Origin of the sequence: Nocardia sp. CC213A, assembly GCF_030766805.1 — a bacterium.
In the GTDB taxonomy this organism is placed as follows: Bacteria; Actinomycetota; Actinomycetes; order Mycobacteriales; family Mycobacteriaceae; genus Nocardia; species Nocardia otitidiscaviarum.
This window is the reverse complement of sequence record NZ_JASFXA010000008.1, coordinates 56,050-79,163: the sequence shown is the minus strand read 5'-3', so window position 1 is coordinate 79,163 and position 23,114 is coordinate 56,050. Positions and strand designations below refer to the sequence as shown.

Here is a 23,114-nt window from a genome sequence, read left to right as displayed (position 1 = left end):
TCACGACCTCCGCGTGTTGAGCCGAACGGTGCAGACGAGCGAGACCGCGATGATGGCCAGCGCCCAGAGCAGCGGCGGGCCCATGACCGACCAGGTCACCGCACCGGCATTGCCCAGGCTGTCGCCGCCGAGGGCGCGCAGCCCGTACGCCCACTGCGAGACCGGCTGATTGCGCACGAACGGTTCCACCCAGTCCGGGAACTGGTCGGCCGGGGCCAGGCCGGTGGAGAGCATGCCGAGAATCAGCGGCGGCAGCACCAGCAGTTGGGTGGTGGCCTCGGGACTCTTGGCGGCGGTGCCGATGACATCCGCGCCGAAGCAGAAGGCGATGCCGATGAGCAGGCCCAGCGCCAGGAAGCCGACCGTGTGCAGCGGCCCGCCGTGGAAGCGGAAGCCGATGGCATGGGTCGCGATCAGCGCCGCGGTCAGGGCGACGAGCAGGCGGAAGATATTGCCGGACATGCGTGCCGCGGTGGGGACCAGCGGGTGCATGGGCATGGCGTCGAAGCGCCGGTCGAGTCCGGACACCGCGTCGGTGGCGGCGCGGAAGGCGGCCGAGATGGCGGCGAAGGATCCGGCCTGCAGGATCACGATCGGGGCCATGAACTGTGCGTAGCTGCTGAATCCGGTGCCCGCGAAGGACATCAGGCGGTTGAGCGGAATATAGAAACTGATGGTGAACACGATCGGCGCGAACACCATGTTCAGGATGTCGCCGCTCTTGACGGCGGGCACGATGAGCCGCACGCTCAGCACCCACCACTGCTGGAGGGTGGCGGGGGTGGCGCGGACGCTGCTGACGGCGGTCACGATCGGGCCTCCGCGGTGTCGGCCTCGGCGAGATGTCCGGTGAGATTGAGGAATACGTCGTCGAGCGAGGGGCGGCGCAGCGCGATGTCCACCAGTTCGATACCCGCGCCGTCGAGTCGGCGCAGCGCCTCGGCGAGGGTTTTCGCGCCGTCCGGGGCCGGAATGGCCAGTCGGTCCGAATCGCCGGTCAGGGCTTGGCGACTCGACGCGGGCACCAGGCTGTCGAGTGCGTTGACGATGGCCGCGAGATCCTCCAAGCGCAGCGGCACGATCTCGCAGTAGCTGCCGCCGGTGCGGGATTTGAGTTCGTCGGCGGTGCCGTCGGCGATGACCACGCCGTGGTCGATGACGATGATGCGGTCGCAGAGGGCGTCGGCCTCCTCCAGGTACTGCGTGGTGAGCAGGGTGGTGATGCCGTGTTTGCGGAAGCCGCCGACGAGATCCCAGACCCCTTGGCGGCTGCGGGGATCCAGTCCGGTGGTGGGTTCGTCGAGGAAGACCACCTCGGGCCGCACCACCAGCCCGCAGGCGATGTCGATGCGCCGGCGCATACCGCCGGAGTAGGTGCCGACGCGGCGACCGGCGGCCGCGGTGAGGTCGAATTCGCCGATCAGTTCGTCGGCGCGGGCGCGGGCGGCGCGTTTGCGCAAGCCCATGAGCCGCCCGAACATGACCAGGTTCTCGTAGCCGGTGAGGGCGTCGTCCAGGGCGGCGAACTGTCCGGTGAGCATGATGCCCCGGCGCACGGCGGCGGCCTCGGCCACCACATCGTGTCCGGCGACCACGGCCCGTCCGGCATCGGGGGCGATGAGGGTGGACAGGATGTTCACCGTGGTGGTCTTGCCCGCGCCATTGGGTCCGAGGATGCCGAGCACCTCGCCGGGCGCGGCCTCGAAGTCGATGCCGCGCAGGGCCCGGACGCTGCCGAACGATTTCTCGACGCCTTCGACGACGACTCCGCCGCTGCTCATGGCCTGCCTCCCAAATGTCGGTCGAGGACGCGGGCGACGGTCGCCAACGCTTCCGGGGTGGTGAGTTCGTCGTGGCTGACCTCGATGTCCACGCGGGTGATGTCGCCGGTGATGTGCGGTCGCCAGCCGTCGGGTCCGAAGATCTCCGAGGTGTCCACGGTGGCGTGGAAATACAGTGCGTCGCCGTGGAATACGGGTCGCCGGTAGCCGGTGCGGGTGCGGGCGGAGGCATTGTAGGAGGCCGCCATGCGTTCCAGGGTGGCGGCGTCGACCAGGTTCACCCCGCCCATGCGGTCGCGGATCAGCTCCGCCGCCTGTTCGGCGCTGGCCTCGGCCGGGATATCGGTCATGCCGAAGACGTGGCCGAAGGTGGCGATGAACGCTCCGGCGCTGAGTTTTTCGATGCTGTCGCCGTCGATATCGGCGGTGTCGGCGTCGAGCAGGGCCAGTACGCCGAGTTCCGCGCCCTCCTGCTGGAGGAGGGTGGCGACGGCGTGCGCGATGAGCCCGCCGAAGGACCAGCCGAGCAGGTGGTACGGGCCCTCCGGTTGCAGGCGGCGGATCTCGCGCACATAGCGGCGCGCGAAGTCGTCGATGTCGGCGGCGGCGGGCTCCCCGGACAGGTCGGGGGCCTGGAGTCCGTAGATGGGCCGCCCGGGGGCCAGGGCGTCGGCCAGCCCGAGGTAGGTCCAGGCGATACCCGAGGACGGGTGGATGCAGAACAGCGCCGGTTCGGTGCCGCCGGGCCGGATCGGCAGCACCACGTCGAGTCCCAGCCCCGGCGTCGAATCGGGTTGGGCGGCAGTGGCTTCGGCCGCGCGGTCGGCGAGGTAGCGCGCCTCGTCCGCCGCCGCCTCCCGGGCCGCCGGGGTGTCGGCGAAGGCCGCGGCGGCGGTGAGCGCGTCGCTCCACAGCCGGGCCAGCGCCGCCACCGCATCGCTGCCCAGCAGGGTTGCGGGATAGGAGAAGCTGGCCTGCAACCGGTCGCCGACCACCACGGCATTGATCTCGAGCTCGGCCGTGACGGCGACCCCCGGATCCTCGGTGGCGTGCAGGTCCCCGAATTCGTCGGTGGGCAGCCAGCCGAGCCCCTCCAGCCCGGCCGGGATATCCGCGGCGGCGTAGCGGCCCAGGTAGTTGAAACCGATGCGGCCGGGCACCCGATGCGGAAGATGTTGTGCGGTATCGACATTCAGGTAGCGCAGCAGGCCGTAGCCCACGCCCTTGTCCGGGACGGCCAGCAACTGATGCTTGACCGCGCGAATGGCCGCGCCCAGGGCGGGTCCACCGGTGCGGGCATCGTCGATGTCGATGCCCGGCAGCTCCAGCCGCAGCGGATAGACGCTGGTGAACCAGCCGACGGTGCGGGACAGGTCCGCCCCCGGCACGATCTCCTGCTGCCGCCCATGGCCTTCCATACGGATGAGGACGGAGTGCTCCGGCGCGCAGGAGACAGCCGCCGCGGGGTGGTTCGGCGCGGTCGGGTCCGTGCTGGCGGTCGTCGCATGGTCGGTCCCGCGTGGCCACTCGGCCTGGCTCACTGTGCGGCGGTCGGCGCGGCTCACGTCCTGTGCTCCGGCCGTGCGGCTTGCATCCTTCCGCTCGTCGGACGATGGCCGTGCCCGATCTCCCGCGGCAGACTCACCGGAACGCCATCGCAGCACCGCCAGCGTCAAGGCTGCGATCAGCGCGTCCTCCACGCTCCCGTCGAACAGTCCGGGCAGGGTGGTGAGCAGGGCGGTGGTGGTCGGTTCCGGTAGTTCGATCTCGACCGCGCGCACGCTGTCCACACGGTCGACGGCCGGGTCGAGTTCACGTCCACCCGGCGGCGGGTCGGGGGTGGCCGCGACGGTGCGCCAGTGGTCGAGTTCGGCGACCCGGTCGCCGCCGCGGGCCTCCTCGGCGAGTGCGTGCGCCCAGCGGCGCATGGAGGTGCCCGGTTCGGCCAGTACGGGGGTGGCCCCGCCCGATATCTGCGCCCAGGCCGCCATCAGGTCGGGGACCAGAATGCGCCAGGACACCCCGTCGATCACGAGGTGGTGGGCGACCACGATGAGTCGTCCCGCCCGTTCCGGAGCGTCGGGGTCCAGCCAGACCAGTTGCAGCACGCGGCCCGCCGCCGGATCGAGCCGGTCGAGGGCGGCATCCACCTCGGTGACCGCGTATTCGCGCAGCTCGACCGAATCGGCGGCGGCGCCGAACTCGATGCGGTGCACCAGCGCGTCGACATCGACCGCGCCCGGCTCGCGGGTGGACAGCCGCCAGTCGTCCCCGTCGCGTTCCAGTCGCGCCCGCAGCATGTCGTGGCGGTCCACCGCGGCCGATACCGTGGCGACGAGCTGTGTCCGGGTGATGCCGACCGGCAGTTCCAGCACGGCGGTCTGGGCGAAGCGGTGGAAACTGCCGCCGCGTTCGGTCATCCACCGCACGATCGGGGTGAGCGGCATGTCGCCGACCCCGCCGCCGGGCAGCTCGGCCAGCACGACCGCCGTGTCGGCGGCGTCGGCGATCTCGGCCAGCGCGGCCACGGTGCGGTGTTCGAACACCTGTAGCGGGGTGAGTTCCAGTCCGTGCAGCCGGGCCCGCGACACCAGTTGGATGGCGAGGATGCTGTCACCGCCGAGGGCGAAGAACGAATCGTGCACGCCGACCCGTTCCCGGCCCAGCAGTTCGGCCACGACCCCGGCCAGCGCCGCCTCGGTGGGCGTGCCGGGCGCCCGGTACTCCGTCTCCGCCTCGAACACCGGGGGCGGCAGGGCTTTTCGGTCGAGCTTGCCGACGGCGGTGAGCGGCACGTGGTCGAGGAGGACGAAGGCCGAGGGCACCATGTAGCTGGGTAGGGCGTCGGCGGCGTGCGCGCGCAGCGCGGCCACATCGAGGTCCGCGCCCGGGGTGGGCAGGAGGTAGGCGGCCAGGGCGGTGGCCCCGCCGGGACCCGGAACGCCCAGTGTCACCGCGAATTCCACACCCGTGGCACGTCCCAGTACGGTGTCGATCTCGCCGAGTTCGATGCGCTGGCCGCGCACCTTCACCTGGAAGTCGGTGCGGCCCAGATACTCCAGCCGCGGCGCCGCGGCGGAGCCGACCCAGCGCACCAGATCGCCGGTCCGGTACAGGCGGTCACCCGGCGCGCCGTACGGGTCGGCCACGAACCGCTGCGCGGTCAGCCCGGGCCGGGCGTGATAGCCGCGCGCCAGGGCCGGCCCGGCGAGATACAGCTCACCGGCCACCCCGAGCGGCACCGGGCGCAGCCGGTCGTCGAGCACCAGGGTGCCCGCGCCGCGGATCGGTCGGCCGATGGTGACCGGAGCGTCCACCCGCAGCGGTTCGGAAGCCGTTGCCCAGATGGTGAATTCGGTCGGACCGTACAGGTTCACCAGGGTGCGTCCGGGCGTCCAGCGCTCCACCAGTTCGGCGCTGATCGCCTCCCCGGCCACGGCCAGCACCCGCACCGTCGTCACCGCCTCCGGGTCCATGGTGGCCAGCGCGGACGGCGTGATCACCAGGTGCGTCACCCGTTCGGCGGCGATGAGTTCGGCCAGCGCCGTCCCGCCGAAGGTCTCCGGTGCGGCGACCACCGCGGCGCCGCCGAATCCGAAGGCCATCAGCGCCTCGAAGGCGGAGGCGTCGAAACTTGGTGAGGCCACCTGGAGTACGCGGGCGTGTTCGTCCAGGTCGAGCAGTTCGCGCTGGGCGGCCACCAGGTCCGCGATACCGCGGTGTGAGACCGAGACGCCCTTCGGTGTGCCGGTCGAGCCCGAGGTGTAGATGAGCCAGGCGGGATTGTCGGGATGCGTCGCCGCGAGGTATTCGCCCCCGTTCGGGGTGGGGTCGTCGGTCGGGGCGTCCAGCAGCAGCCAGGTGGTGGCGGCGGGCAGCAGCGGCCGGTGCGCGGTGGTGGTGAGGCCGAGCGCGCACCCGGAGTCGGCGAGCATGTGCTCGATGCGGTCCACGGGGTGGCGCGGATCGACGGGCAGGAACGCCGCCCCGGCCTTGGCGGTGGCCCAGAGTGCGGTGAGCAGCGCCGCGCCGCGTGACAGCGCCAGTGCGACAACCTTTTCCGGTCCGGCTCCGCGTTCGGCGAGCCGGGCGGCCAGTGCGTCGGAGGCGGCGTTCAGCTGCGCATAGGTGAGCGTGCGGCCGTCGGCGACGACGGCCGGTCGGTCCGGGTGCGCCGCGGCGGTCGCCACGAGAACCTGTGCGAGGGAGGTGATTCCGACGGTTCGCGGGCCGCGCACCGGCACCAGGGCCGCGCGTTCGGTGTCGTCGAGCAGATCGATGTCCGACAGCCGGATGTCCGGGTCGGCGACGACGGCGGCCAGTACCCGCTGCCAGCGCGACACCAGCAGGGCGGCGGTGGCCGTATCGAACAGGTCGGTGGCGTAGGTCAGCGTGCCGTCGATTCCGGCCGGTTCACCCTCCGCCTTCCGTTCCAGCAACTCGACGGTGAGGTCGAACTGCGAGCCGTCGCGCCGCACCGGTTCGACGGCGACGGTGAGGCCGGGGAATTCCAGTTCCGGCGCGGTGAAGTTCTGGACCGACAGCGATACCTGGAACACCGGTGCGTGCGCCGTGGACCGCGCGGGCTCCAGCACCTGGACGAGGCGTTCGAACGGCACGTCGGCGTGGGCGAAGGCATCGAGATCGGTGTCGCGCACCTCGGTGAGGAAATCCCGGAAGCCGCTGTCCGCGTCCACCCGGGTCCGCAGTGCGACCGTGTTCACGAACATGCCGACGAGTTCGTCGAGGGCCGCCTCCCCGCGACCGGCGACAGCGGTGCCGATCACCACATCGGAGGTTCCGGCCAGCCGGGCCAGCAGCACCGCCAACGCGGCGTGCACCACCATGAACAGACTGGTCTCGGTCGTGCCCGCCAGCGCCGCGAGCGCGGTGTGCGTCTCGGTGTCCAGGGTGAACGGCAGGTCCCGGCTGCGCATGCTCTGCACCGCCGGTCGCGGGCGGTCGGCGGGCAACTCCAGCACATCCGGAATCCCGGCCAGCCGCTCACGCCAGTAGCCGAGCTGGCGGCCGGCCAGCGACTGCGGATCGTCCTCTGCTCCGAGCAGATCCCGTTGCCACAGCGCGTAATCGGCGTACTGCACGCGCGGAGTGGGCAGCGCGGCGTCCGCGCCGGAGATCCGGGACAGGTAGGCGGTCACCAGATCGGCGGCCAGCGGGGCCATGGACGCGCCATCCGCGCTGATGTGGTGCACGACCAGGACGACGACGTGGGCGGTCGGCACCCGGAACAGGCCCACCCGCACGGGGGCCTCGCGGATCAGATCGAATCCGCTCCCGGCGAGTTCGTCGATCCGATCCCGCAGCGGCGCACCGTCTTCGGTCTCGACCACGGTCAGCTCGGGTGCGGCGCTGTCCACGCTCACCACCACCTGACGTGGTCCGTCGGCGTCGGCCGGATAGATGGTGCGCAGCGTCTCGTGCCGTCCGATCACATCGTGCACGGCCGCGCGCAGCGCCGAGACGTCCAGTTCCCCGGTCAGCCGCAGCGGTGCGACGATGTTGTAGGCCGCCGAGTCGGGATCGAGGCGGTTGAGCACCCACATGCGCTGTTGGGCGGGGGAGAGCGGCACCCGATCCGGCCGCAGTCGCGGGGCCAGGGCGGGGCGGTCGGGCGCGGTGCCCGCGGCCGGGACGACGCGCGCCGACAGCTGCGCCACCGTTGGCGCGTCGAACAGATCCCGCAGCGCCACCGTGGATCCCAGCGCCGCGTTGACCCGTGCCACCACCCGGGTGGCGCTGAGCGAATTGCCGCCGAGTTCGAAGAAGGAACGGTCGATGCTCACGCGGTCGGCGCCCAGCACCTCCGCGAAGACGGCCGCCACCGCGGTCTCCACCGGGGTGCGCGGGGCCAGGTACCGCTGCGCGAGTGTCGCGAAATCCGGTGCGGGCAGGGCGTTCCGGTCCAGCTTGCCCACCGGAGTGAGCGGGACGTCGTCGAGTTCGACGAGGTAGCTCGGCACCATGTAGCCGGGCAGGGCCGCCGCGATGCGGGTGCGCAGCCCCTCGGTGTCCAGCGCCCGCTCGAGCTCGGGCGCGGCCACCACATACGACACCAGCACGGTGTCGCCGGTCGGACCCGGAAGTCCCACGGTGGCCGCGTATTCCACCTGCTCGTCGGCGGCCAGCACCGCGTCGATCTCACCGAGTTCGATGCGCAGCCCGCGAATCTTCACCTGGAAGTCGCTGCGCCCCAGGTACTCCAGCTCCAGGGCCGGACCCTGCGGGCCCTTGACCTCGATCCAGCGCACCATATCGCCGGTGCGGTACATGCGCACCCCGGGGGCGCCGTACGGATTGGCCACGAATCGCGAGGCGGTGAGCGCGAAGCGGTTGAAGTAGCCGCGCGCCAGCTGCGGGCCCGACAGATACAGTTCACCGGTGATACCGAGGGGCACCGGACGCAGCCAGCTGTCGAGCACCATGGCCCCCGCCCCGAGCACCGGCGCGCCGATGGTGATCTGCTCCCCGGCCCGCAGTTCGCCCGGACCAGTGGCCCACACGCTGAATTCGGTGGGGCCGTAGAGGTTCACCATGCGCCGGTCGGCCGACCAGGCCGCCACCAGCTCCGGGCCGACCGCCTCGCCCGCCACCGACAGGCAGCGCAGTGCGGGCAGCTCGCGCGGATCCATGGTGGCCAGCACCGACGGGGTGATGACGGCGTGGGTGACGCCCTCGGTGCGCAGCAGCCGCTCCAGCTCGCCGCCGCCGTACACCTCCGGCGGCGACAGCACCAGCCGCCCGCCCATACCGTGCGCCATGAGCAGTTCGTGCACGGAGGCGTCGAAGCTGGGCGAGGCCACCTGGAGGGCGCTCGCCGTTTCGTCGAGATCCAGGGAGTGCCGCTGGGTGGCGACGAGATTCGCCAGACCCCGGTGGCTCAGCAGCACCGCCTTGGGCTTGCCGGTGGATCCGGAGGTGTAGATGAGGTACGCGGTCTGGTCCAGGGTGATGGGTCCGCCGCGTTCGGCGTCGGTGACGGGCGCATCGGAGACCGTCATGGCGCGGCGGATGGTGTTGAGATCGTCGAGCAGCAGCCAGTCGATGGAACCGGGCAGGGTGTCGCCGACCGCGCACACCGTCACGCCGATGGGGGCGCGGGAGTCGGTGAGGATGTGCTCGATGCGTTCCACCGGATAGTTGGGGTCCAGCGGCAGGAACGCCGCGCCGGTCTTGGCCAGCGCCCACACCGCCACCACGGATTCCACCGAGCGGGTCAGCGCCAGCACCACGAAGACCTCGCGGCCCACGCCCCGGCGCAGCAGCACCCGGGCGAACCGGTTGGACCACGCGTCCAGGTCGCGATAGGACATGGTGAGGCTGCCCGCGCTCACCGCGATGCCGTCCGGGTCGACGCGTGCGCCCGCGGCGAGGATGTCCGGCAGGGTGCGCATGGGCACCGGATCGCCGCCGCGCACCGGTAGCAGTGCCCGGCGTTCGGCGGCATCGCAGTGCTGGAGCTGGGCGATGCGGCGGTGCGGGTGGGTGGCGATCTGGTCGAGCAGGGCGACGAAGCGGTCGAGCAGCCGCCGCGCCCCGGCCTCGGGCAGCTGGTCGGCCAGGTATTTCACGCAGACGCGCAGGGATTCGGCGCCGTCGCGGTCGCGCTGCGGAATCACCATGAGGTTCAGCGGATACGGCGTGGCATCGGTGCCGGATACGTCCAGGATGCGCATGCCCGCGATATCCAGTGCCCGCGAGAGGGTTTCGCGGTCGATGGGATAGGACTCGAAGACGGTGAGGGTGTCGAACAGTTCGGGCAGCCCGACCGCCTGGTGCAGGGCGGCCAGCCCGATGTGCTGGTGATCCAGCAGTCGCGCCTGTTCGTCCTGTACGCGCGCCAGCAGATCGGCCACCCGTTCGGCCGGGTCGAGTCGCACCCGCACCGGCAGCGTGTTGATGAACAGTCCGATCATGTCCTCGACGCCGCTCAGCTGCGGGGGACGTCCGGAGACGGTGCCGCCGAACACCACGTCGGTGCGGCCGGTGAGCATGGCGAGCAGCAGCGCCCAGGCGGCCTGGACGGCGGTGTTCACCGTGGCCCCGGCGGCGCGGACGGTGCCCTCCAGCCGGGTCAGCGCCCGCGCGTCGATATCCGCGGCTACCGTGCCGGATTCGGTGGAGGTGATATCCGCGAGGGTGGGCACCGCGCGGGTCGGCCCGTCCACTCCCGCGAGCGCCTCCCGCCAGGCGGCCAGTGAGGCGTCGTCGTCCTGTTCGGCCAGCCAGCCCAGGAAGTCGCGATAGGAGTGCGGCGCGGGCAGCCCGGCCTGCTGCCCGGTGACGGTGGCGAGGTATCCGGCGAGCAGTTCGCGCACCAGCAGCGGGGTCGACCAGCCGTCCAGGATCAGGTGGTGGTTGGTCATGAGCAGCGTGTACGCCTCGGCGCCCGTGCGCACCAGGGTGAAGCGCAGCAGCGGCGGGCGGGTCAGGTCGAAACGGGTGCCCGCGTCCACCTCGACGATGCGTTCGAGTTCGCGTGGGCGATCGGTCGACTCCGGAAGCTGGGTGAGATCCATTTCCTGCCAGGCGATCTCGGCGGAGCCGAGCACCAGCTGCCGGGGCCCGTCCGGGGTCTCGACGAAGGCGACGCGCAGCACGTCGTGCCGGTCCAGCAGCGTCTGGGCGGCGGCGCGCAGGGCGGGCGCGTCCACCCGGCCCGCCAGCGACAGCCGGGTCTGCACCGTGTAGCCGTCGGCGGTGTCGTTGTCGTAGCGGGCGTGGAACAGCAGCCCGTATTGCAGCGGTGACAGCGGCCAGATATCGGTGAGCGCGGGGTAGTCGCGCTCCCACGCGTCGATCCGGTCCTGGGGCACCTCGACCAGCGGGAAGTCCGAGGGGCTGTGCCCGCCCGCCCCGGCGCCGCGGGCGTGCGCGGTGAGCGCCGCCAGCGCCTGCGACCACAGGTCCGCCAGTTCGCGCACCTGGGCGTCGGTGAGGATGCGCGCGGCGTAGGCCCAGGTGACCTCCAGCCCGGCCGCGGTGTGCAGGGCATTGACATCGACCACGGCGGCCAACGGTGCGTGATCGTCCTGGGTGGCGGTGAAACGCCGTGGCAGCCAAGCGCCTTCGCCACCGGCTCCGGTGCGGCCCAGGTAGTTGAAGCTCAGGTGCGGGGTGGGTGCGTCCGCGAGCGCGGCCGCCGTCTCCGGGGTGAGGTAGCGCAGCATGCCGAAGCCGACACCCTTGTCCGGCATGGTGCGCAGCCGCTCCTTCACCGCCTTGAGTGCCGCGCCCGCCGCGGGTCCGCCGTCGAACGCCTCGGCGATATCGATCTCGCCGAGTTCCAGGGCCACCGGGTAGACGCTGGTGAACCAGCCCACCGTGCGGGAGATGTCCGCGCCGGGCAGGATGGCATCCTCCCGCCCGTGCCCCTCCAGGGTGAGCAGCGTATCGGTGCGGTCGCGCCAGCGCGCCCAGGCCAGCGCGAGCGCGGTGAGCAGGGCGTCGTCCACGCCGCAGTGGAAGCGCTCCGGTATGAGTTCCAATGCGGTGGAGGCGGTTTCGGTGTCGACGACGGTGACGACCTGACCCATGGTCGCGGTCGTGTCGAATTCGGGATCGAGCGCCCGCAACCCCAACTCGCCCTGCGGCGTCGCCGCCATCCGCTGCCACAGCGGCAGTTCCCCGACCCGCTCGGCGGCCTGGGCCACCTGCCCGTGCGCCCACCGCCGGAACGAGGTGCCGACCGGCTGCAACGGCACCCCCGCGTACGCCAGCGCCAGATCCGGCAGCAGAATCCGCCAGGACACCCCGTCGACCACCAGATGATGCAGCACCATCCACAGCCGCGGCGCGTCATCCGCCCGCTCCATGACCACGAACCGCGCCACCGTCCCGGCCACCGGATCGAGCAGATCGGCGGCCCGCCGCAACGCGGCTTGCTCGTCGTCGGCCTCGGAGTCGGCGGCGACGATGACGTACTCGACGAGCGCCGCGGCCTCCACCGCCCCGGGCGGCTCCACCAGCCACTCCCACGCGCCTGCCCGGTCCGTGCCGCCTGTGGCGTCCGTGGCGTCGCCCGTGCCCGCGGTGCTCGGCCCGGTCGCCGATGGTGCCGGGGCGGACGCAGGGTGGCCGCTGTGGCGGGAGTCGTGCTGCGCCGGGGTGCCGACGCTGCCGTCGCCCGCCGCGCGCGAAGCGTCGGCCGTATCGCGTGGCGTCGGGTCCGCATCGGTGGCGTGGGTTTCCCCGTGTGCGCCCGTGCCGACGGCGTCGGGTACGTCGCGCGTGTCTGCTCCGCCGCCGCCCGTGGGGTGTACGTGCGCTCCGAGAGCGTCGCCGGATGGTGAGGGGAGCCGGTTCGGTGCGTCGGCGTCGTCGCTCGCGCGGTGAATCAGGGTGCTGCGCAACAGGTCGTGGTGGTCCACCAGGGTGTGGATCGCCGCGGCCAGGCGGGTGCGGTCGAGGTCGGCGGGCAGGTCGATCAGGGCGGCCTGGGCGAAGCGCGGCCAGGTGTCGCCCTGCTCGAGCATGGCGTGCACGATCGGGGTGAGGGGGATCGGGCCGGTGCCGCCGCCGGGGAGTTCGCGCACCTGGAGCGCGGTGACGTCGGTGGCGGCGGCGGCCAGGGCGGCGACGGTCTTGTGCTCGAACACATCCCGGGCTCGCAGCCCCAGACCAGCGGCCTTGGCGCGGGCCACCAGCTGGATGGCGACGATGCTGTCGCCGCCCAGGGCGAAGAAGTTGTCGTCCGCGCCGACCTCGTCCAGTCCGAGCACATCGGCGAAGACGGCGGCGAGGGCGCGCTCACGCGGCGTGTCCGGGGCGCGGCCGGCGCGGGCGCGGGTGCCGAAATCGGGTGCGGGCAGCGCCTTCCGGTCCACCTTGCCCGCCGGGGTGAGCGGCAGGCCGTCCAGCACCATGATGGCCGTCGGCACCATGTAGCCGGGAAGCTGTTGCGCGACGGTGGCTTTCACCGACTCCGGATCGACCGCCGCGGCGGGGTCGGCGCGGACGTAGGACACCAGCGCCGTCGCTCCGGCCGGGGTGTTCGCGCCGACCGTCACCACCATCTCGACGCCCGGATGCCGCGCCACCGCCGCATCCACTTCGCCCAGTTCGATGCGGAATCCGCGCACCTTCACCTGGGTGTCGCCGCGCCCGGCGTACTCCAGGCTCCACGTTCCGGCGACCGCACGCCAGCGCACCAGATCGCCGGTGCGGTACATGCGTTCACCCGCCGCGCAGGGATTCGCCACGAATCGTTCCGCGGTCAGGCCGATGCGCTGGTGATAGCCGCGCGCCAGACCCGGGCCGCCGAGGTACAGCTCACCGGTCGACCCGGGCGGCACCGGCCGCAGCCAGGGATCCAGCACCACCGCGGTGACACCGCGCGCGGGTCCGCCGATGGTGATCGGGTCACCGGCGGCCAGGGGTGCGCTCAGGGTGGCGGTCACCGTCGTCTCGGTCGGCCCGTACCCGTTGAGCACCCGGCGTCCGGCCCAGCGGGCGACCAGTTCCGGCGGGCACGCCTCACCGCCGACCACCACCGTGCGCACCCGGGGCAGCGTCTCCGGTCCGAGTGAACCCGCCACCACCGGGGTCACATTCAGATGGGTGACCTCGTGCGCGCGCAGCACCCGCGCCAACTCCTCACCCGCGTAGGCGGCGGGCGGCACCACGGCCACGGTCGCGCCCGCCGCGAAGGCGACGAGCAGTTCCTCCACGGAGATGTCGAAGCTCGGCGACACCGCGTGCGCCATCACCGCGCCCGCGTCCACACCGAAGGCCGCGCCGGAGCCGGTGGCCAGATTCGCCAGGCCGCGATGGGTCACGCCGACGCCCTTGGGCAGCCCGGTGGAGCCGGAGGTGTAGATGAGGTAGGCCAGCTGGTCGATGCGCAGCGGCGAGCGCCGGTCGGCATCGGTCACCGGCGTGGAATCCGCTGCGGCGAGGGCGGATTCGGTGTCCGCGTGGTCCAGCACCAGCCAGCGCACCCGGTCGGGCAGCCCCCCGCGCGCGGCGGCGACGGTCACCCCGGCCACCACGCCGCTGTCGGCGAGCATGTGCTCGATGCGGTCGACGGGATAGTCCGGGTCGACGGGCACGAACGCGGCCCCGGTCAGCGCCACCGCCCACATGGCCAGCACCGACTCCGCCGAGCGCGGAATCGACACCGCCACGGCGCGTTCGGGTTCCGCCCCGGCGGCGATGAGCACCCGGGCCAGCCGCCGGGTGTACTCGCTCACCTCGCGATAGGTGAGCACGGTGTCGTGGGCACGCAATGCCACGGCCCCGGGATCGAGCGCCGCCCCGGCCTCGAGCAGCTCCGGCAGCGTGCGGGCAGCGGTCCCGGCCGGTCCGCGCGCGGGGACGAGTTCGCGCTCGTCGTCGGCCAGCACGGTGAGCGCCGCCAGCCGCGTATCCGGTCCGGCGGCCAGGAACGAGTGCAGGTAGGCCAGGAACCGCCCGTGCAGCGACACCAGCTCGGCCTCGTCGTAGCGGTTCGGGTTGGCCTGGAAGTCGATGTGGGTGCTCTCGCCGCCCACCCCGGGGTAGACGTTGACGAACAGATCCTCGATGAGTCCGGAGGTGAGCACGTGCAGCCGCCCGGTCACACCGCCGAGCCGGATGCGGCTGTCCACCAGCATGAGATTGACCGTCGGCCCGAACGAGCCCACCTCGTCCATGGACCAGCCGAGGTCGCGGACGATGTCCTCCTGCCGGTACCGCTGCCGCCGCAGCGCGGCCGTCAGCTCGCTCTGGGTGGCGCGGATCAGCTCGTCCACGGTGCGGGTGGGTGACTGCCGCAGCCGCAGCGGCACCACATTGGCCATCATGCCGCCGGAGCGGCGCAGCGCGGCGGTGGTGCGTCCGGAGACCGGCAGGCTGAGCACGATCTCCGGCGCACCGGTCAGCGCTCCCAGGAAGGCCGAGAAGGCGGCGACGATGACGGGTGCGGCGCTGGTGGACAGCCGGGCCACCAGCTCGTCGAGCAGGGCGGCGGTCTCCGCGGGCAGGGCGCGGCTGAGCAGCCGCGGATGGGCGTCCACCGCATCGCTGTGACGACCCAGCCGCACCGGTTCGGCCAGCCCCGTCAGATGCTCCCGCCAGTACTCGCGGTCGGCGGCGATGCGGTCCGAATTCCGGTAGGCCGCATCGGCGTCCACGATCCCGCGCAGATCCTCGGCCCGGCCCGGCGGGATCTCGCGCCCCGCCGCGGCGGCGTTGTAGATCTCGCCGGTGCGCTGCAGCATGGTGAGCGCGCCGACGCCGTCGAGCGCGATGTGGTGGAAGCGCGAGTACCAGAACCAGCGGTCCTCGCCCAACCGCAGCATGGTGACCTGGCAGAGCCGGTCACGCAGCGGGTCCAGCGGCGCGGTGTACTCCGCACGCATCCAGGCGTGCGCGGCCGCCTCCGGGTCGGGCGACGCGCGCAGGTCGATCGTGTCGATGGCGTCGTCGAGCGTGGTGTCGACGACCTGGTAGGGCAGGTCGTCGAGTTCGAGCAACCGCAGATAGCCGGTGCCGAATTCCTGACCCGCCCGGCGGGCCGCCGCCGCCAGCAGCGCCACGTCCACCGCGCCGACGAACTCGACGTACTGGGCGATGGAGACGGGCGTGTCACCGGCGAGGTGCTGGGCGAACCAGATGCCGCGCTGGGCGGCGGACAGCGGGAAGGGCGCGGCCGGACCGGTGGCGGCGCCGGCCGGGGCGGGGGACAGGGCGGAACTCGAAACCATGAACAGTCCTGCGTGCTGGTGAGATGCCGTGCTGGTGAGGTGAAGCGGCTCAGGACGCCTTCCTCGCCGTCTGTCGTTCCGCGTCGGTGATCGGCGCGTCGGAACCGGTCAGGTACTGCACCAGCGTGGAGCGCTCGTCCAGCACCAGCCAGCGGGTGGTGTCGGCCGTGCGCGGCTTGCCCTCCTTGGTGGTCACGCCGAAATCGGCGCGGGCGGAGGAGGTTTCGGTGCCGAGCGGGACCGGGGTGGCGCCCGTCTTGGTAATGGCCAGACGTGCGACCACCGATTCGAGTCGCGGGGTTCCCGCGATGGCGACCCGGGTGCCGGGGCGGGCTCCGAGCCGCAGCAGCATCCGCGCCAGGCGGTTGGACCAGCGCTCCAGCTCGCCGTAGGAGAGCGCGCAGTCGGCCGCCGTCACCGCGATGGCAGCCGGGTCGAGCGCGGCGGCGACCGGCTCGGTCGCGCCCGGGCGGAGAGCGACCAGTGTTGCGGACGAATCGACCGGCTTGCACATGAATATCATCCCCTCGGATGTGGTGATCTGTGGCGCTGTTGGGATGTATTCAGACTCGCGGTCGGCGAGTTCATCCGACAGCAACCTCAGTGCGGGGGATCACCTCTCCGAGGGTGCGGAATCCTCACCCAAGGTGTATTGATCACCCGGGGGAATCGGTGCGTCTACGTGGACTGGCGCAGCTCCTCGATGACCTTCTCGATCAGTTCCTCGGAGTTGCGGGGGCTCAGCGCCATGGCGCGCAGCTGGTCGAACATCACCCCGTAGCGGCGTACCTCGACGTGCCCTTCGATGATCTCGTCGCTGGCGATGCCCTCCACGTAGACCAGTTCCGGGTCGGCCGGGTTCTGGAAGTCCAGCACTACGAAGGATCCGGCCATCCCCGGATGCGCACCCGCGTCGAAGGGCAGCAGTTGCAGGATGACATTGCGCTGTGCCGCATCATTGAGCAATCGCTCCAACTGCTCGATCATGACCGCCGGTCCGCCGACCATGCGGCGAATCACGGCCTCGTCCAGCACCACCCAGAGTTCGAGCGGCTCCTCCTTGGTGAGCACTTTGGCGCGTTCGACCCGGGCGCGGACCCGCTGGCCGCGTACCTCATCGGAAATCTTGGGCCACGACGTCTGCATGATCGCGTCGGCGTACGCCTCGGTCTGCAAGAGTCCGGGGATGTAGCTCGCCTGGAAGAAGCGGGCCGACAGGGCCTCCGCCTCGAAGTTGATGTACGCGCCGTAGACCTCGCCGACCGCAGCCTCGAACGGGCGTGCCAGACCAGGCTTCTGTGCGTCGGTCAGCAACTGCAAGGCATCTGAACGGTGCGGCTCGCCGATATCGTACAGGTCGAGCATGGCCGTGAGGGTGCGGCGTTGCGGGCGCGCCTGGGCGGTCTCGATCCGATACAGGGTGGTGACATTGATGCCGGTACGACCGCTGACCTCCTCCTTGCTGAGTCCGGACTGCTCGCGCAGTTCTTTGAGCATCTTCGCGAGTCTGCGCAAACCCACGGTCAACACGGTGCGCTTGCCTGCCATGTCCAACCCTTTCGCCTAGCGCACGAGTTAGAACGCAGTATTGCGTTCTTGCATTTGTAAGAGCATGATCCAGCTAGCCTAGTTCTTGTACGACCGATCCGATGAGCGGTACAGCTGAATCCGGAGACCAATCATGTTGGTGCGAATAGTGATGTTGTCGGGAACGTTCTGGGAGTCGCGATGACCATATCCATAGCCGGCGGGCTGCCGACCGCCCCGCAATTGCTCTGCGCCTTCCAGGGCCGGCGTTTCCAGGACCGGGTTCTGCTCCGGTCGGCGCACGCGCTCGCGGAACTGCACGAACGCCGCGCGCAGGTGGCCGACCCGCTCCTTGCCGCCGAGATCGATTGTCGGCGCGGCGAACTCGTTGACGATATCAACGAATGGGTGGAACGGGAACTGCCGCAGCATCGCAACGGCGCCGCCCTGCACACCGAGAGCCTGGGCGCGGTGGTGGACCGGATGGCCCGGAGCTGGGTGGAGGCCAACCAGGTCATCGACCACGAGGGCGCGGCCAGCGACAATACCCATAAACACTGGTATCACCTCGCCGAACTCGTTGACGGCTACACTGATCTCGTAATCGACGTGGCCGGAGGCCGTCGCCGTTTACCTGAGCAGTGACTCCCGAAATGCGTTGACACGATTGATTGCATTGCTACAGAGCCATTGTCGTCAGCGGAGACGTCAATAGAGCGGTCTATCCGACCAATAGCTCGCTCGAAACGTTGGACGTCGCCCGCCACAAGACGGCGGGCGCAACGGGGCGCCCCGCCCGGCGTGCCGCGTGGTCGACTGGCGCGGCACGCCCGTACCCGGTATCGCGTTGCAATACCCCATATCGCTGTGATTTCCGGCAAGGCGGCTACCGCAATTGCCCACCGCATAACTACACACCATTCGGTTTCTTACGAATGGATTCATCGGTGCTCGCGAATGGAGTTCGATGGTGAACGAAGCTGATTCGACTGCTGCGGCATTCCGCGGGCAGGCCGCGGCGGGGGCGTTTCGCATGGATACGGACGCGGCGCGGGGATGCGCCGCGAACTTCCTGCGATTCGCGGCGGCGATGGAACCGCAGCGGTCCCGGGCGGTGCGCACGCACCGCCTCACCGGCTTCGGCGGCTTCGATTCGGCCCGGCAGTTGCGGTGCGGATTCGAGCACAAGGGCGTCGAACTGAGTCGCTCGCTGTCGGAGCTGCGCGATGCCGCGGTACGGATGGCGGAGGTGTATCTCCTCGCCGGCGGCCTCATCGAGGAAGCCGATCATTTGCCCGTCGATGCCCTCCGCGCGCTCGCGGAGGGCATCGACGGGTGAACGCGGGGCCCGTTCACCGCAGCGCGGCGCGGCCGCGCAGGCGGCCCAGCACCACCAGCGCGATCAAGGTGACCAGTACCAGTAGCGTGGTGCTGGCGGCGGCGTCGAAGACCTCACCGCGATCGGTGGCCGCGAAGATGGTGACCGGCAGCGTTTTCCAGGTGGCCGGGTAGACCATGATCGTCGCGCCGAGTTCGCCCATGGACAGTGCGATCGACAGTCCCGCCGCCGCGCCGAGCGCGGGCAGCAGCAGCGGCAGGGTGATCCGGAACAGCACCCGGACCGGCCCCGCCCCCAACGATTCGGCGGCCTGCCGGTATCCGGGGTCGAGCCGATCCAGGGCGGCGCTGACGCCGCTGAAGGCGTAGGCCAGCACCAGCACCGTATGGGCCAGGACGACAATCCATGTGGTGCCGCCCAGCAGCAGCGGACGTTCGTTGAAGGCGATCAGGACGCCGAGGCCGATGGCCACCGACGGCACCGCCACCGGCACGTGGAAGACGGCATCGGTGATGCGGCGCAACCATTCCGGCGCTTCCCGGGCGGCCAGTGCCGCCCAGGTGCCCAGGACCAGCGCGGCCGCACCGGCCAACAGCGCGGTCTGCAGGCTCACCGACAGACTTGCCGCCTGCTCCCCGGACAGTGCCCGACCCACATTGCCGAAGCCGAGATCCGAGGGCAGCGGTCCGGTCCAGCGTCCCGCCAGCCCCGCCGCCACCACCGTGGCGATGGGCGCGATGAACACCACCGTCACCACCACCGCGAAGACGGCGAGTACGGCGGCGCGCCCGCGCCGGGTCCACACCAGCATGTCAGCGCTCCTTCCGAGTCCCGGTGAGCCGGGCGAAGATCAGGCGATAGCCGAGGTAGAGGCTCAGCGACAGCAGTACCTGCACGCTGGCCAGCACCGCCGCGCCGGGCAGGTCGAAGGTGACGATGCCCCGGGTGTAGATGAGCGCGGGCAGTGTGATGACGCCCTTGGCCCCGGTGAAGAGCACGATGCCGAATTCGTTGAGCGTCAACAGCAGAACGAGGCTGCCGCCCGCGGCCAAGGCGGGCCAGGCCTCCGGCAGCACCACCCGCCACAGCACCCGCCACGGCGACGCCCCCAGGCTCGAGGCCACATCCAGCTGTTCGCGCGGCAGTTGGGCGAAGGCGGCCAGCAGCGGGCGCACGACGAACGGGGTGAAGAAGGTGACCTCGGCGGCGATCACACCCAGCGGGGTGGTGAGGAAGTTCAGCGCCGGTTCGCTGCGGCCGGTGAGTTCACCGATGAGCGCGTTCACCGCGCCCGCCGTGCCGTAGAGGAAGGTGAAGGCCAGCGTCACCAGGAAGGAGGGCAGTGTGAGCACGGTGTCGATGAGGCGGCCCACCAGACCCGATCCCGGAAACGGCACGAAGGCCAGCACGATGGCGAGGAAGGTGCCCAGCACCAGGCAGCCCAGCGTGGAGCAGGCCGCGATGGATACGGTGCGCCACAACGCGTTCCGGAACGACTCCGAGCCCAGCACCGTGGTCCAGGTCTCGGTGCCGCGGCCCGCGTCGGTCCGGGTCGACTCCAGCAGCACCCGGCCGATCGGATAGACGGCGATGCACAACACCACCAGCACCGGCGGCAGCGTCCAGAGCAGCGGCGCGAGCGAGCGGCGCGGGCCGGGTGGGGTGGTGGCGGGTGCGGCGGGTGCGGTGCGGGTCGCGGTCACGCCCGCACCTCGGATTCGTCCGCCGCGGCGGCGGTTCCGATCCCGGGCGGAATCAGCACCCCGGCCGGATCGGGGAACTTCACGCCCACGACATCGCCGATCTCCAACTCCGCGTGGCCGGGCACATCGGCGGTGAGCTCACCGGGCAGACCGGTGACGTCCAGGTGCAGCCGGGTCGACGCACCCCGCCACACCGTGCCGGTCACGCTGGCGCGCAGGACGTCCTTCTCGGTGAGCGGCCGAATCGAGACGGTGTGCGGCCGGACGCACAGGTGCGCATCGGCATTCGGCACCCAGTCGGGCCGCCCCACCCCCGGCGCGGGAGCCTCCGCACGCAGCGTGTGCTCGCCGACGGTGACCAGCGCGGCGGTGCCGGTGACGTGATTGACGGTGCAGGGCAGCAGATTCGCGCCGCCCAGGAAGGCGGCGGTGAAATCGGTGGGCGGGCGCTGCCACAGCTTCCGGGCGCTGTCGATATCGACCAGGCGGGCATCGCGCATGACGGCGATCCGGTCCGCCAGCGCCAGCGCCTCGGATTGGTCGTGGGTGACATACAGCATGGCGGTGTCCGGCAGGGCTTTACGCAACTGCTGGAGCTCGCCGAGCATGGACTGCCGCAACTGCGCGTCCAGGGCGGCGAGCGGTTCGTCGAGCAGCAGCACCTTGGGGCGGATGGCGAGGGCGCGGGCGATGGCCACCCGCTGCTGCTGTCCGCCGGACAGTTCCCGGGGCAGCCGCTCCGCGTACCCGCCCATGCCCACCATGGTCAGCGCCTCGGCGACGCGTGCGCCGATCTCCCTGCGCGGCACCCGATGCGAGCGCAGTCCGAAGGCCACGTTCTCGCGCACCCGCATATGCGGGAACAGCGCGTAGGACTGCACCACCACGCCGATGCCGCGTCGGGCGGGGGAGAGCTGGGTGACGTCGCGGCCCGACAAGCGCACCGCACCCGAGGTGGGCCGGACGAAGCCGGCCAGCGCCTTGAGCGCGGTGGACTTGCCGGAACCGCTGGGCCCGAGCAGCGCGACCGTTTCCCCCGCGGCGACGCGGAGCGTGAAATCGGCCAGTGCGACAGTGCTTTTCCGGCCGCGGCCGTAGGTGACGCCGACCCGGTCGAATACGATGGCCGGCTCGGCGGTCGCGGCGTCGGTCGCCCTGGATGTCGTCAACGCGGTGGTCATGAGTGCGCTCCTCGGGGGTGGTGCGGATTCCTACTGGCCGGTGGCCTGCTGGTAGGCGGCGAGGTCGGCGTCGAGATCGGTCAGCACCTGCGCCCAGTCCGGGTAGATGATCTGGACGTTCTGCAGCAGCACCGCCGGATTGGTCGCGCCGCCGGAGGACATGACGCCACGCAGTTCCTGGCGGGCCGGAATGGCGAAGGAGTTGGGCAGCGCCTGCTGCGCCTCGGTGGAGAGCAGGAACTCCATGAGCTGCTTGGCCTCGGCCTGGTGCGGCGCGCCCTTGGCCAGGCCCATCAGGTACGGCACCGGTACGGTGCTGGCCTTGCCGTCGGCGTCCGCGGGGAAGAACACCGTGAACTTGGAGCCCTTCTCCTTGATATTGGCCATATTCATCTGGATGTCGCCGTTGGCGATGAGGATCTCGCCCTTGTCGACCTTGGCCTGGAGCTTGCCGGTGGAGGAGGAGGGGCCGACATTGTTCTCCTGGAGCTTGGCCAGGTAGTCGAGCGCGCCCTGCTTGCCGTAGAGCTGCTGGAGCAGGATCAGCACCGCGGTGCCGTCACCGGCCTGGCCCGGAGTGGAGTACTGGATCTTGCCCTGGTACTCCGGCTTCAGCAGGTCGTCCCAGGTCATCCCGGCCACATTGACCGAGGGATTGGCGATGAAGCAGAGGTAGTTGCCCGCCATCATGACGTACTTGCCATTCGGGTCCTTGTCCGAGTCGGCGACGGCGCTGGTGTCGATGCCGCTGGGCTCGAGCAGACCGGACTTGTCGGCCTTCTGCATGAACGGCGGCAGCGTGACCAGCACATCGGCCTGCGGGTTGGACTGCTCCTTCTCCACCCGGTTGACGACCTCACCGGAACCGGCTTCCACCAGGTTCACCGCGATGCCGGTCTGCTCCTTGAACTTGTCGAACTGGGTCTTGTACCACTCGCCGACGCCGTCGGCGGAGTAGACGGTCACCGTCTTGCCGTCGGCGGATTCGGTGCCGGTGCCGCCGCAGGCGGTCATGCCGAAGACGACGGCGGTGGCGGAGGTGAGGATCAACGCCGTCCTGGCGAGGGAGCGTGCGAGGCGGTTGTTCGGATTGCGCACGGGGGAAGCAACTTTCGGTTCGTCGGAACTGCTGAATCGAAGGGATGGGGGAGGACCGCCGCTCGACTCCCTCGGGAACCGGCGGCGGGGCTTTCAGGAGCGTTCGGCCAGCAGCAGCCGGGCGAACTCGGTGACGGAATCCACCACGTGGGTGGCGCCCGCGGCGCGCAACTGCTCCGCGTTGTGTGCGCCGGTCAGCGTGCCCGCCACGATGCACGCGCCCGCGGCCCGGCCGGTGGCGATATCGCTGGCCGTATCACCCAGTACCGCAACGCGATCCACGGCGTCGATACCCAGGCGCAGCAGTGCGGTGAGCACCAGGTCCGGGTAGGGGCGTCCGCGTCCGGCGTCGGCGGGGGACAGCGTGAGGTCGGCGATGTCCTGCCAGCCCAGCGCCGCCAGCAGCTTGTCCTGGGTGGCGCGGCTGAATCCGGTGGTGAGCGCCACCTTGATACCGGCCGCGCGCAGTGCCGTGATCGCTTCGGCCGCACCGGGAACGGGTGCGGCCGCGGTGGCGGCGAATTCGTCGTAGGCGGCCTCGAACGCCTGATTGGCGCGCTGCGCGCGGTCCTCGTCGCCGAGCAGCGCGCGGAAGACCGTGATCTTGGACTGCCCCATGGTGTCGAGGACGTAGCGGCGGGCGGCCTCGCGCTCGATCCCCTCGGCGGGGATTCCGGCGGCGGTGGCGGCCTCCTCGAAGGCGCGCAGCACCAGCCCGCCGTCGGCGACGGTGGTTCCGGCCATATCGAGGACGGCGAGATCGATCTGTGTGTCGGACATGG

13 protein-coding genes are annotated in these 23,114 nt (G+C 71.0%); 2 read left to right on the top strand and 11 right to left on the bottom strand.

What is annotated here, in order from left to right; translation table 11 throughout:
- The 6 genes from QJS31_RS16470 to QJS31_RS16445 all read right to left on the bottom strand — a co-directional run bounded on the left by QJS31_RS16470 (window position 1) and on the right by QJS31_RS16445 (window position 17,443).
- Window positions 1–810: an antibiotic transporter gene (locus tag QJS31_RS16470; RefSeq protein ID WP_282779489.1), complete on the bottom strand. Its 810-nt coding sequence runs from the start codon at window positions 808–810 to the stop codon at window positions 1–3.
- Window positions 807–1,781, bottom strand: a complete 975-nt coding sequence (locus QJS31_RS16465) for an ATP-binding cassette domain-containing protein (RefSeq protein ID WP_306357082.1) — start codon at window positions 1,779–1,781, stop codon at window positions 807–809. Before QJS31_RS16465 ends, QJS31_RS16470 begins: the two co-directional genes overlap by 4 nt.
- The gene (locus tag QJS31_RS16460; protein WP_306357081.1) at window positions 1,778–15,484 is read right to left on the bottom strand and encodes a non-ribosomal peptide synthetase; all 13,707 of its coding nucleotides are present in this window, start codon (window positions 15,482–15,484) and stop codon (window positions 1,778–1,780) included. Before QJS31_RS16460 ends, QJS31_RS16465 begins: the two co-directional genes overlap by 4 nt.
- Window positions 15,485–15,533: 49 nt before the next feature.
- Window positions 15,534–15,998, bottom strand: coding sequence for an AMP-binding protein (locus QJS31_RS16455; protein ID WP_039816308.1), 465 nt, complete (start codon window positions 15,996–15,998; stop codon window positions 15,534–15,536).
- A gap of 164 nt (window positions 15,999–16,162) precedes the next feature.
- Window positions 16,163–17,032 carry a helix-turn-helix transcriptional regulator gene (locus tag QJS31_RS16450; protein ID WP_282785555.1) on the bottom strand — a complete coding sequence of 290 codons (870 nt, stop codon included), beginning with the start codon at window positions 17,030–17,032 and terminating at the stop codon, window positions 16,163–16,165.
- Window positions 17,033–17,110: 78 nt separating this feature from the next.
- A complete protein-coding gene (locus QJS31_RS16445; RefSeq protein ID WP_282785554.1) occupies window positions 17,111–17,443 on the bottom strand; it encodes a hypothetical protein in 333 nt (110 codons plus the stop codon).
- Between QJS31_RS16445 and QJS31_RS16440 the strand changes: the two genes are divergently transcribed.
- The gene (locus QJS31_RS16440; protein ID WP_282785553.1) at window positions 17,420–17,656 is read left to right on the top strand and encodes a DUF4254 domain-containing protein; all 237 of its coding nucleotides are present in this window, start codon (window positions 17,420–17,422) and stop codon (window positions 17,654–17,656) included. The two genes, QJS31_RS16445 and QJS31_RS16440, sit on opposite strands and share 24 nt — an antisense overlap.
- 322 nt (window positions 17,657–17,978) lie before the next feature.
- A complete protein-coding gene (locus QJS31_RS16435) occupies window positions 17,979–18,350 on the top strand; it encodes a hypothetical protein (protein ID WP_306357080.1) in 372 nt (123 codons plus the stop codon).
- 13 nt (window positions 18,351–18,363) lie between these two features.
- Here the strand turns inward: QJS31_RS16435 and QJS31_RS16430 are convergent, their stop codons facing one another.
- From QJS31_RS16430 to QJS31_RS16410, 5 genes are all read right to left on the bottom strand, one after another.
- Window positions 18,364–19,161 carry an ABC transporter permease gene (locus tag QJS31_RS16430; protein ID WP_306357079.1) on the bottom strand — a complete coding sequence of 266 codons (798 nt, stop codon included), beginning with the start codon at window positions 19,159–19,161 and terminating at the stop codon, window positions 18,364–18,366.
- A gap of 1 nt (window position 19,162) precedes the next feature.
- Complete coding sequence (locus QJS31_RS16425) at window positions 19,163–20,053, bottom strand: 2-aminoethylphosphonate ABC transporter permease subunit (protein ID WP_039816050.1); 891 nt, start codon at window positions 20,051–20,053, stop codon at window positions 19,163–19,165.
- Complete coding sequence (locus QJS31_RS16420; protein ID WP_282780196.1) at window positions 20,050–21,234, bottom strand: ABC transporter ATP-binding protein; 1,185 nt, start codon at window positions 21,232–21,234, stop codon at window positions 20,050–20,052. The genes QJS31_RS16425 and QJS31_RS16420 overlap by 4 nt, the downstream gene beginning before the upstream one ends.
- 30 nt (window positions 21,235–21,264) lie before the next feature.
- Window positions 21,265–22,248, bottom strand: a complete 984-nt coding sequence (locus QJS31_RS16415; RefSeq protein WP_372341616.1) for a 2-aminoethylphosphonate ABC transporter substrate-binding protein — start codon at window positions 22,246–22,248, stop codon at window positions 21,265–21,267.
- 177 nt (window positions 22,249–22,425) lie between these two features.
- Window positions 22,426–23,112, bottom strand: coding sequence for a phosphonatase-like hydrolase (locus tag QJS31_RS16410; protein ID WP_306357078.1), 687 nt, complete (start codon window positions 23,110–23,112; stop codon window positions 22,426–22,428).
- Window positions 23,113–23,114 lie beyond the last annotated feature (2 nt).

What these genes read in the sequence shown, in the direction of transcription:
- QJS31_RS16445 (WP_282785554.1), bottom strand. Translation starts at nt 17,443, where the DNA reads ATGCTGCGGCAGTTCCCGTTCCACCCATTCGTTGATATCGTCAACGAG.
- QJS31_RS16435 (WP_306357080.1), top strand. Translation starts at nt 17,979, where the DNA reads ATGGTGAACGAAGCTGATTCGACTGCTGCGGCATTCCGCGGGCAGGCC.
- QJS31_RS16415 (WP_372341616.1), bottom strand. Translation starts at nt 22,248, where the DNA reads ATGACCGCCTGCGGCGGCACCGGCACCGAATCCGCCGACGGCAAGACG.
- QJS31_RS16455 (WP_039816308.1), bottom strand. Translation starts at nt 15,998, where the DNA reads ATGTGCAAGCCGGTCGATTCGTCCGCAACACTGGTCGCTCTCCGCCCG.
- QJS31_RS16410 (WP_306357078.1), bottom strand. Translation starts at nt 23,112, where the DNA reads ATGTCCGACACACAGATCGATCTCGCCGTCCTCGATATGGCCGGAACC.
- QJS31_RS16450 (WP_282785555.1), bottom strand. Translation starts at nt 17,032, where the DNA reads ATGGCAGGCAAGCGCACCGTGTTGACCGTGGGTTTGCGCAGACTCGCG.
- QJS31_RS16430 (WP_306357079.1), bottom strand. Translation starts at nt 19,161, where the DNA reads ATGCTGGTGTGGACCCGGCGCGGGCGCGCCGCCGTACTCGCCGTCTTC.
- QJS31_RS16465 (WP_306357082.1), bottom strand. Translation starts at nt 1,781, where the DNA reads ATGAGCAGCGGCGGAGTCGTCGTCGAAGGCGTCGAGAAATCGTTCGGC.
- QJS31_RS16420 (WP_282780196.1), bottom strand. Translation starts at nt 21,234, where the DNA reads ATGACCACCGCGTTGACGACATCCAGGGCGACCGACGCCGCGACCGCC.
- QJS31_RS16460 (WP_306357081.1), bottom strand. Translation starts at nt 15,484, where the DNA reads ATGGTTTCGAGTTCCGCCCTGTCCCCCGCCCCGGCCGGCGCCGCCACC.